The following is a 9,474-nucleotide window of genomic DNA, read 5'->3' on the forward strand; positions in this document are numbered from 1 at the left end:
AATAACCCTGCCGCTGGTTGCCTGACCAGCATGATTAAGCCAATAGGAGGTGATATTTAATTCAATATCCACACATCACTGATCGCAAAACAAAACTGGTTCTCCCGGCAATGCATACCTGCGTGCAAAAAACAGCATTTTTTGCTTCAGACAGCCTTGAGAATCTGGCAAATAAATTTCAAAGATCGATTTTTCGAAAAAAGGACCGGTCCCGCCTAACATCCGTCTGATCAAACGCCTTACCCTAAAAAGCTATTTTCTATATATGGTGACCGGGCTTGTCCAACAAACGGTTCAGATTGTGGTTCGCTGCGCTCACACAATCTAACCTTATTCGTTAGGGGTCTTTCCTTTTATAGCCATACTGCCCAATCGCCATAGTCAAATGTGCCAGTTCCATGGTACAATTTACCCTCAGCCTTCAACTGCTGAAAAGCATCACGCATTCTACCTATAATCTCGGGCTGAATACTCAAAGTATGATGTGCAGGGAACACATGTTTCGCCGATAGCGATGCGACTCGATCAAGCGAGTTGAGATATGCTTCGGGATCGGTTGACGGAAAGTATGCAAACAGGGTGTCTTTATAAACCAAGTCCCCGGTAAAAATATAGCCACGCTCCTTTTCCCAGAAACACATATGCCCCGGAGAATGGCCGGGAGTATGCAGTATTTGAATAGAACGGTTACCAAGGTTAATAACTTCATTATCCTTTAGCACTTTTGTTGGCTTACCTTGAAAGAACTCATATTGATTTACATCATAACCGTCTGGCAGGTCACATCGATCAACGACCATACCTTTAATTACGTCCATTGTTAGTGGGAATTCTCCACTAAGCCAATTGAGTTCATTTTCATGAGCGTAAAAGTCTGGGAAAGATTTATGTCCGCCAATATGATCCCAGTGAATATGGGTTGCTATTGCGGTAATTGGCTTGTCTGTTAGTTCTATGACTTGTTCATGAATATTACAGATTCCCAATCCTGTATCAATTAGCAAACTGCGTTCAGAGCCATTTAGGAGATAACAATGTGTTTCTTCCCAGTGCCGGTACTCGCTTATGATATAAGTTTCCCTATCGATCTGATCTATTGTAAACCAATCACTCATATAATTTTGTTTTCATATTTTTGTAATTCACATCGAATGCTGATAATCTAAGGCTTGACCGTAGCATGTTTTTTGTTGAATTAAGTAAGCTGCCCCGGGAATTCCCGGAATTATAAGATTTGATGCTTAAATACACGTTATTTTAATATTCCGCAAATCAATGCCGCAGAATGGACAAAATGTAATTGGTATTTCGTAGTTTGATAATATTTCACCAACCTCTTCTGCCTCAAATTCCTCCACATCCTCTTCAGTTGCTTCTTCGTACATATATAACCACCACTGCTTCTTTTCTCCAACTTCATATGGATCAGAATAAATAACCGCTATACCCTCAGTGGGCATATTGTCACAATAGTGATTTTGATATCCTTTTTGGCCTATTATTTCTTCCATTTTACCTTTAACCTTTGAGTACAGGGGCCCCCGACCGTTGCAATGATGGGTTACATTTCAAAAATTGGACAAACCATTTTGGATGAATTCTTTAGCCTTAGCAATTGCAATTTTTTGAATTTCTTTCATTTGTAAATTTTCATCGGCATCAAAACCCCCCTGTGTCAGGATAGATGTCGCCTCAATTAAAAATTAAATTCGGGGCATTGAGGTGATAAATATGGGATATTCTATTCAATTAAAAGAAGCTGTGTTAAAAAAGGTGTTACAGGGAAACAAACCCCACCATGAAATTGCAAAAGAATTAGGTGTTGGCCGGTCTACAATCGGTAAATGGTTAAGAGAATACAAACAAAACGGAAGCATAAAATTGAAATCAAAAGAAAAACGCCCCAAAGACTGGACAGCCGAAGAACGTATTTCAGCAATAATTAAAACAGGTTCCATGACTGCTGACGAACGCACTGCCTGGTGCCGCAAAAATGGTATTTTTATCCATAATTTGGACCAGTGGAAAAAAGATGCCATATCAGCAATAATACCGAAGGCGAATAAAGAACAAATTGAAAAGTACAAAAATCTTAAAAATGAAATCGCTGCTCTAAAAAAAGACCTGTCCCGTAAAGACAAAGCTCTTGCAGAAACAGCAGCCTTGCTGGTTCTTAAAAAAAAGCCCGGGAAATCTGGGGGGAGTCAGAGGACGATTGATCAGTCAAGAAGACAAAAAAACTGTGTTGGAATTGATTTCAGAGGCCTGTAAATCAGGGGCACGAAAAAGCAAGGCAGCCCAATTATTGGGACTGACCATTCGAACCCTTCAGCGGTGGAGCAAAAATGGTCTATTGGACAGCCGAAAAGGCTCCCGAGCCGACCCTGGTAACAAATTGTCTGATGATGAAAAGACCCGGATAGCCAATGTATTAGAGTGCCTGAATTTGCTGAGTCCAATCCAAATCAGATCGTACCAAGACTTGCTGACCAGGGAATTTATCTGGGTTCTGAATCAACCATGTACAGAATTCTTAGGGACTTAAAAATGAATAAACACCGTCAATCCAGTCTTCCCGCAAAAAGGCACAGTCCTGATCCATTGATTGCAAATGGCCCGAACCAGTTGTGGAGCTGGGACATAACGTATTTGCCGTCAACAGTAAGGGGCAGGTTCTTTTACCTATATATGGTGATGGATTTATACAGCCGAAAAGCCGTGGCATGTCAAGTTTATGAATATGAATCCGGTGATTTGGCAGCTGAACTTATAACGGATGCCTGCAATCAAGAAAAAATTTCAGAAGAACAAGTCACCTTGCATTCTGATAATGGATCTCCCATGAAATATGCCACCATGCTTGCAAAGCTTCAGGATTTGGGAGTTATTCCCTCATTCAGCAGACCCAGTATCAGCAATGATAATCCATACTCAGAGTCATTGTTCAGGACATTAAAATATCGACCGGAATATCCTGACAAACCATTTGAAAATCTATTTGATGCCAGAGAATGGGCAAATCGTTTTATTCATTGGTATAATAAGGAGCATCTGCATAGCGGCATTAATTATGTCACTCCGGAAGATCGACACAACGGCAGGGATATACAAATCCTTAAAAATCGTCATCATGTGTATCAGAAGGCTAAAACGAAACATCCTGAAAGATGGTCAAAAAAAACAAGGAACTGGAAACCCGTTACAGAGGTTGTTTTAAAAAGATTTAAGAAGGTAAAACAATCCACTGATACGGCAAAGAGGGCTGCATAGATGTCAGAAATGGGTATAGCATTAGCAAAAATCCCTCATGGGCGAGAATGGATCCTCAAATTATCCGTCGGAGGTCATGAGGGGATTTTGCGGGAATATTAACAAAGTGTTTTAGAAAAAGGTGACATCTTGCTTGACATCCACCGTTATTAAGCCAGCCTGGACGCTCCGCTAAAGTTTCATCCCTTGGCTTAACTGGAAGAAATGTTAAATCGATATCAACTGATAAGCGCGGCAGATTTAAATAAAAAAAAATCAAAGCAGTCCCACCTTTTAGGGCAAATTCTTTTTCCTGCCCCACTATTGGAAGAATGGACAGCATTAATTTGGCCTGCTCAAAATATTTGTTCATTTTCATGGGATATCCTTTAAGCTGATACTGCTTATTGCATCTGGGACTGTTATTTGATATTTTTTATTTAGAATCCCTTTGGCTGCAATCTGTCGTTTCCCTTTTCCCAGATTAATCTTTTTTATATCCAATTTCTGAAACCAGGGCATATTATATGTGTCCGCAAAATAGAGGAATAATCGTTTTGCTTTTATTGAACTACAGCTTTCAAGAAGAGTTTGCACATATTCACATCGCAAGGATAAAAGACTCTCCATAAAATGACCAGCCTCTTCAAACGAATGATAATTCGGAACCAGGGCACACAGCTCAAACATGGCACGCTCGGGAGCAGACCCTTTTATTTCAAAATTGCCCGTATTAAAATGCATTAATCCATAATCTGGTTGCGATTGGAAAATATTTAGCCTTTTAAAACAAAATTCATCTTCCCATGGATGTTTTATGAACCAGGTTGGCAATTGAATTTTTTCCGACGCAAAAAGATATACTTTTGCTGTTTGCCCCAATTGGAGATTATGTCCGAATCCAGATAATTCCAAAGCAGTTTTCCCACCAGCGTGCACACAAAGATTTAACTGATTCTGAACAGCATACAATCCCCCTCGCCAATCAACAGTGTCGCCATATTGAATATATGCGCCACTTCCTACCTTAGTTACCCAAGGTGCTTTTTGGTAATAATCTAAGAGCTGCTGATATCCGCCATGATCTCGAAACCATGCCAATGTACCCACGGTTCCTTTGGGCCAATTCCGAAGGATTCGGTTTAATATATTCCTATTTTCACCAGTCATATTTGTGATTATAATCGAAAAATAAACTGAATTCAAGTAGGTAGTTTAATATTGTCATGATTTAACAAGTTATACTTGTGATTTGTTAACATATTTATCAGCACCGCGTTCCAGGCGGCGCAGCCGCCTGGAACTTTAAAATAACCGGTCACACCCGGTTCATTTTTTTGTTGGAATTTATACCCACAAATCACCATGACAAAACGCAACTGTTTTTTCATTAAGCTGGGAGTAGATCATTGAGTGACTCCAATGGTACTGATAGCTCGTTTAATTATTGAACGATATCCATTAAAGGCTTAAACGAATACATTGCTGGGCGTCTACCTTGGGCAGGTGCGACGGTGTCTATTATTTTATTTTCGAGCAAACTTTTTATCACTTTGGCTGCATGTGGTTTTGACAATCCTGCTGATTCTGTGAAATCTGGTGTTTCAAATATTAATTTTGAAAAAAGAAAATCTTGAATTTTTAAAGAATTTCGTGATTTGGTTATATCTTGAATAATATGCTTCATTTCTTCATACAGCTGAATAATATTTTTAGCCCGATTTGTATTATTAATAGCTTGGCTGGTAATTGCCTCAAGAAAATAATTAATCCATTCATGCCATGCTTTTTTCTCTGATACTGCTCTTAAATTATCGTAATAATTCTGCCTGTTTTCTTCAAAAAACTCACTCACATACAATGCTGGATACTTAAGAATTTTTTGTTCAAATAGAAATAGTGGAATAAGGATTCTGCCAATTCTTCCGTTCCCGTCTAAAAAAGGGTGTATGATTTCAAATTGAGCATGGATTATAGCTAATTGTACAAGTTTGTCTTTTTCATCGTAGTGGCAATATTTTTCCCAATCAGATAAAAATTCTAAAAGAAGATGCGGTTCTGGAGGAACATAACTTGCCGTTTCAATCGTTGAGTTTGGTTTCCCAATCCAATTTTGAATTCTTCTAAATTCACCTCTTGCTTTGTTTTGACCCCTTACACCCTGTAGAAGTATCTCATGCATGTCTTTTATAAAGTTTAAGCAGATGGGTCTATTTTCAAGTTCCTTTGTAGCAAGTAGAAGGGCATTCCTGTAATTGATGACCTCTTCAATATCGTTAATATTATCCTGTTTTCTTTTTGGAGCAGCCTCAAACGCTAAAACTTCATTCAGCGACGCCTGTGTCCCTTCAATTTTTGATGATAATACCGCCTCTTGGGTCATAAGTGGATTTAAAAATAATAACGGATTTAAAATGCTTTCAAGTAGACCATCAAACTTTGCCACTGCAGAATTTGCTTTGACGATATTGGTGAGTAGGTCTTCCCAATTAATATTTTCAAGCGGCAGTTTTTCTGGTATAAAAGGTTTTGGCATACTATCTTTTCTCATTAGCGTCTCATTTTTAAGAACCTTACAAGACGGAACGCTTTTTGTCAATCATTCATGATACGCAAAATACCTATTAATTTAGAAGAAGAACCCTCAAACCCCGGGTCAGAAAAAACTATATGTTTAATTGGGAGTTGGGCCCAAAAAAGTGAAAAATAGCCCCAGAATCAAGACGATCCCTGCTATTTTTTAGAATGGTAGGACTTCGGCTCGACCGTCGTAGAAGTGTTCTAACCGTTCGAACACAGATCCACGGTCGATTGATCCCGCGATGCATACGTGACCGGTGACGATCCGGTAATTTAACTTGATCTCACCGAAGTACTCAATTGGTTCGTCCCGCTCGGATGCGGACAACTCTCCGGTGTCCGTCCGAATACGCCAGAGATCATCCTCCAACCGCACGATTCGCTTCTTCATCTTTTATTTTCCTCTATCCAATGTGTTTTTCCTTTAACGTAACTTTCAACAGCTTCAAACGGATTTAGATAGTCTCTTTTTTTTGTTGATAGATAAGAAAATATGCATTGATTTATTGACATTTCCATAGCGTTTATCTGTTCTGGAGAGTATAAACCTGCTGTTATCCGTTTTATCTCATTCACACTACCGTTTAGTTTTCGATTTCCGTTTTTACCAAGAGAAAGCGATTTGGGACCGTGATACCAAGGACACGATTTTAGAATCTCGCTTGAAACGTTATGCAGATTTTGAAACGTCGATTTCCGGCGAATTATGGTAAACAGTGTATATTCATGAACAATTAGCAACATCGGAACACGGCCAATCATCATGATATCAACTTTCCAGAAATCCCCCGAACGTTCCTCAAGTTCCTTCCATTTAACCTTAAAACGTGTTGCAGCTTTATTGCTTAAATTGATCATTTTTTAAACCATGTAACACCAAGTTAAAAATCCATTCAGATTTACTACACTTTAAACGGGCTGTTGACTTTTTCCCTTTGCTAAAAGCTTTTTTTCTTTACGCTCAAGTTGTTTTTTCTTTTTATCTTTTACAATCTGTTCAACTGAACGAGCATTTTCAGGTTTTTGCTTGTTTAATCGTTTTAAATAAAGGCTTTCAATAAAATCAGGAAGGGGTTGCTTCCAAGGTTCCTGATTATGATTAGCCAGACTTCCAAATTTCTTTGGATTCATACCAAGCTCTCTGGCCATTTGAATATGTGCGTGCGAAAGTCTGAACTTCTTTCTTGCATCAATCCAAACTTGATATTTGGGCGGTAAATTTTTCTTTTTTGTCATAACAACTTAAATTCTATGATTTTGAACCACAAAAATCTGCGGCCCGTCCGTCAGTATTTTTTTGTTGGGATTTTATGGTCCACGGATGAGTCGAAGTTGATTTGCGGGATATGTCTGAATCCATGGACCACAAGTTTCTATAGGGATGTCATAAGTCGTGTCGCGAGTTTGTCACAAGTTGGTGGATTGCGATACTATGCAGGAGAAAAATTTTGACCGTGTGTATTTGAAAAATGGACTTTTACCTCCTTTTCAATTTTTTCCCCCACCTTACTTATAGTTATTTTCATGTTATAACGGAGCTGTAAGTTTAACCAAAATTCTGGTTCAATTCCAAAATATTTACCTAACCTCAGTGCTGTGTCCGCAGAAATTTCCCTTTTCCCATGAATGATTTGACTTATTCTGTTTGCCGGGACATTGATATCTTTTGCCAATTGGTTCTGACTAATGCCCATTGGCCTTAGAAACTCTTCAATAAGTACATCGCCTGGTGTTATTGGAGATAATTTTTTTTCCATAGTTTTACCCCTTATGATAATCAACAATCTCTACATCATGGGCATTCTCTTCCTTCCATATGAAACAAATGCGCCACTGATCGTTTATTCTGATGCTGTGTTGATTTTTTCTGTTGCCTTTTAATTGTTCAAGTCTATTCCCTGGTGGTACTCTCAAACTGTTTAAAGACACGGCTGCATTCAACACTTCAAGTTTTATTCTGGCGGCTCTGGATATACTCCGGAATTTTCTTACATCCAAGTCATTAAAAAGTTTTTCCGTATCTTTATTTTTAAAAGATTTAATCATGCCAATAGTATATGACGCGTTACGTCAATCGTCAATGATATTTTTTATAAGTGGTTACCCTTTTTGTACCTATGTTTAGCTCAGGAAAGGCTAGTCTTTTACCTGTTTATCAGAAAAAATAGATCTGAAAAAAATTATAGTTAAGTTTGAAACAAGAACAGGTCACGAATTAAAAATTTAATGAAATTCAAAAAATAATCAAGGAATGAACATGAATTTTGCCCATAAAGATCAAATATCATAAAAAATGTTTCGGGTTGGATATACTATACAATTTTCTTATGCAGTTTTTCGCCACTCATACCGATGATGAAGGCCGCCAACACGGTTCAATCCAATGACTTTTCTGGATTCAGGCTTTTTCTGGACAGGCCTTCCTAATGGAGAATCTTTATCCAGGCCAAGATGCGTTCGATACTCATGGTAATACTTGAAATATTCGGAAAGCCTGCACTCCAAATGCTCTTCATTCAAAGCAACCAGATGGTTAACACAATCCCTCCTGATACTCCCGATCATTCGCTCACAATAAGGATTCTGCCATGGACTTTTTGCTGCAATTTTTATCTCTTCTATTCCCATACCCCGGACTCGGTTTTGAAAAACCTTGCCATAAATTCCGTCACGGTCTCTCAATAGATACTTTGGTGCACAATCCCATGGGCATGCTTCAACGATTTGCTGTGCTGTCCATTCGGCACTTGGATTCGCAGTAACATTGAAATGAATGATTTTTCGATTTTCATGCAACAGAACTATGAAAACATATAATACCCGGAATTTTGCAGTCGGTACAGTGAAGAAATCTATCGCAAAGGTATTGTGCATATGGTTTTCTAAAAATGTTCGCCATGTTTGGGAGGGGGGCTTTCCTGCCCTGAATCGTTTTTTTCCAATGTCGTGATGCTATAATCCAAAATAATCGATCTCGTAAACGGATTTTGGGCCGTTTTTTGGAATGATGGTATATGGATAACTGCTGACGCAGCGCAATATTTTCCATAGCCAGGGCAGTCTGATTTTTAAAAAGCGAAACAACGGTTGAGAACAACAACTTTAGCAAATTTTCTAATTTTTCCATTCTGTATATAGTGGACCCCAATGTCAAGACAGTTTTTCATTCAATTTAAGCGTCATTTTCCATTTTGAAAATGTTCGTAATTCTGTGTCACGGTTCGGCGTTCAGATTTGCTTCGGCGACTAGCGGAAGTGGAAACCAGGCCCTGAGAATGGGCACCCCAAAATCTGCCCGTCGGAAGGGGTTGGTTTCCGCTGGAGCGGGTTTTTCGGTACATCGTTTTCATCATCCCACCAACCTCAACTGATTTTTACCATAATATATTTCGGCTGGCGTTTGCCCGTTAAAACTCTGGTGAGGTCGTTCATGGTTGTAAAAATTGAAATATTTTTTCAAGGACTTGCGCAGCTGCTCAACGGATTGAAATTCGTTTACATAAATTTCTTCATATTTCACGCTGCGCCATAGCCGTTCTATGAAAATATTGTCCATACACCGGCCTTTCCCATCCATACTGATTTTAATGTCCTTATCTTTCAATACTTTTGTAAACTCGTGACTTGTGTATTGAGATCCTTGAT

At 38.8% G+C, this 9,474-nt stretch carries 12 protein-coding genes and 1 pseudogene; 1 reads left to right on the plus strand and 12 read right to left on the minus strand.

Annotated elements, in window-relative coordinates; all coding sequences use genetic code 11:
- Nucleotides 1-353: 353 nt before the first annotated feature.
- Together BLT94_RS20975 and BLT94_RS20980 are read right to left on the minus strand one after the other, a co-directional pair.
- Nucleotides 354-1,115 carry an MBL fold metallo-hydrolase gene (locus BLT94_RS20975; RefSeq protein WP_092238541.1) on the minus strand — a complete coding sequence of 254 codons (762 nt, stop codon included), beginning with the start codon at nucleotides 1,113-1,115 and terminating at the stop codon, nucleotides 354-356.
- Nucleotides 1,116-1,241: 126 nt separating this feature from the next.
- A complete protein-coding gene (locus BLT94_RS20980; protein WP_092238544.1) occupies nucleotides 1,242-1,511 on the minus strand; it encodes a hypothetical protein in 270 nt (89 codons plus the stop codon).
- 220 nt (nucleotides 1,512-1,731) lie between these two features.
- On the opposite strand from BLT94_RS20980, the pseudogene BLT94_RS22710 reads away from it, so the two are divergent.
- A pseudogene (locus tag BLT94_RS22710) lies at nucleotides 1,732-3,270 on the plus strand (IS3 family transposase).
- A gap of 55 nt (nucleotides 3,271-3,325) precedes the next feature.
- Here BLT94_RS22710 and BLT94_RS21000 read toward each other — a convergent pair.
- The 10 genes from BLT94_RS21000 to BLT94_RS21050 all read right to left on the minus strand — a co-directional run.
- A complete protein-coding gene (locus tag BLT94_RS21000) occupies nucleotides 3,326-3,628 on the minus strand; it encodes a nucleotidyl transferase AbiEii/AbiGii toxin family protein (protein ID WP_092238553.1) in 303 nt (100 codons plus the stop codon).
- A complete protein-coding gene (locus BLT94_RS21005; protein ID WP_092238556.1) occupies nucleotides 3,625-4,419 on the minus strand; it encodes a type IV toxin-antitoxin system AbiEi family antitoxin in 795 nt (264 codons plus the stop codon). The genes BLT94_RS21000 and BLT94_RS21005 overlap by 4 nt, the downstream gene beginning before the upstream one ends.
- Before the next feature lie 274 nt (nucleotides 4,420-4,693).
- Nucleotides 4,694-5,800: a Fic family protein gene (locus BLT94_RS21015; RefSeq protein ID WP_092238562.1), complete on the minus strand. Its 1,107-nt coding sequence runs from the start codon at nucleotides 5,798-5,800 to the stop codon at nucleotides 4,694-4,696.
- A 189-nt stretch (nucleotides 5,801-5,989) separates the two neighbouring features.
- Nucleotides 5,990-6,220: a hypothetical protein gene (locus BLT94_RS21020; protein WP_092238565.1), complete on the minus strand. Its 231-nt coding sequence runs from the start codon at nucleotides 6,218-6,220 to the stop codon at nucleotides 5,990-5,992.
- Entirely contained in the window at nucleotides 6,217-6,687 is a 471-nt protein-coding gene (locus tag BLT94_RS21025; protein WP_092238568.1) for a hypothetical protein, read from the minus strand. The genes BLT94_RS21020 and BLT94_RS21025 overlap by 4 nt, the downstream gene beginning before the upstream one ends.
- Before the next feature lie 51 nt (nucleotides 6,688-6,738).
- Nucleotides 6,739-7,065 (minus strand): hypothetical protein, encoded by a 327-nt coding sequence (locus tag BLT94_RS21030; protein ID WP_092238572.1) that lies wholly within the window; start codon nucleotides 7,063-7,065, stop codon nucleotides 6,739-6,741.
- Between the two features lie 194 nt (nucleotides 7,066-7,259).
- Entirely contained in the window at nucleotides 7,260-7,586 is a 327-nt protein-coding gene (locus BLT94_RS21035) for a HigA family addiction module antitoxin (protein WP_092238575.1), read from the minus strand.
- A 4-nt stretch (nucleotides 7,587-7,590) separates the two neighbouring features.
- Nucleotides 7,591-7,875 carry a type II toxin-antitoxin system RelE/ParE family toxin gene (locus tag BLT94_RS21040; RefSeq protein WP_092238578.1) on the minus strand — a complete coding sequence of 95 codons (285 nt, stop codon included), beginning with the start codon at nucleotides 7,873-7,875 and terminating at the stop codon, nucleotides 7,591-7,593.
- A gap of 279 nt (nucleotides 7,876-8,154) precedes the next feature.
- The gene (locus BLT94_RS22230; protein WP_245743210.1) at nucleotides 8,155-8,703 is read right to left on the minus strand and encodes an integrase core domain-containing protein; all 549 of its coding nucleotides are present in this window, start codon (nucleotides 8,701-8,703) and stop codon (nucleotides 8,155-8,157) included.
- 475 nt (nucleotides 8,704-9,178) lie between these two features.
- The coding region (locus BLT94_RS21050) for an integrase core domain-containing protein (protein WP_139169095.1) at nucleotides 9,179-9,474 on the minus strand (296 nt) is incomplete at its 5' end.

This window comes from Desulfobacula phenolica (assembly GCF_900105645.1).
GTDB classification, from domain to species: Bacteria; Desulfobacterota; Desulfobacteria; order Desulfobacterales; family Desulfobacteraceae; genus Desulfobacula; species Desulfobacula toluolica.

Coding starts and splice junctions, on each gene's coding strand:
- BLT94_RS20975 (WP_092238541.1), bottom strand. CDS start 1,115: ATGAGTGATTGGTTTACAATAGATCAGATCGATAGGGAAACTTATATC.
- BLT94_RS20980 (WP_092238544.1), bottom strand. CDS start 1,511: ATGGAAGAAATAATAGGCCAAAAAGGATATCAAAATCACTATTGTGAC.
- BLT94_RS21000 (WP_092238553.1), bottom strand. CDS start 3,628: ATGAAAATGAACAAATATTTTGAGCAGGCCAAATTAATGCTGTCCATT.
- BLT94_RS21005 (WP_092238556.1), bottom strand. CDS start 4,419: ATGACTGGTGAAAATAGGAATATATTAAACCGAATCCTTCGGAATTGG.
- BLT94_RS21015 (WP_092238562.1), bottom strand. CDS start 5,800: ATGAGAAAAGATAGTATGCCAAAACCTTTTATACCAGAAAAACTGCCG.
- BLT94_RS21020 (WP_092238565.1), bottom strand. CDS start 6,220: ATGAAGAAGCGAATCGTGCGGTTGGAGGATGATCTCTGGCGTATTCGG.
- BLT94_RS21025 (WP_092238568.1), bottom strand. CDS start 6,687: ATGATCAATTTAAGCAATAAAGCTGCAACACGTTTTAAGGTTAAATGG.
- BLT94_RS21030 (WP_092238572.1), bottom strand. CDS start 7,065: ATGACAAAAAAGAAAAATTTACCGCCCAAATATCAAGTTTGGATTGAT.
- BLT94_RS21035 (WP_092238575.1), bottom strand. CDS start 7,586: ATGGAAAAAAAATTATCTCCAATAACACCAGGCGATGTACTTATTGAA.
- BLT94_RS21040 (WP_092238578.1), bottom strand. CDS start 7,875: ATGATTAAATCTTTTAAAAATAAAGATACGGAAAAACTTTTTAATGAC.
- BLT94_RS22230 (WP_245743210.1), bottom strand. CDS start 8,703: ATGCACAATACCTTTGCGATAGATTTCTTCACTGTACCGACTGCAAAA.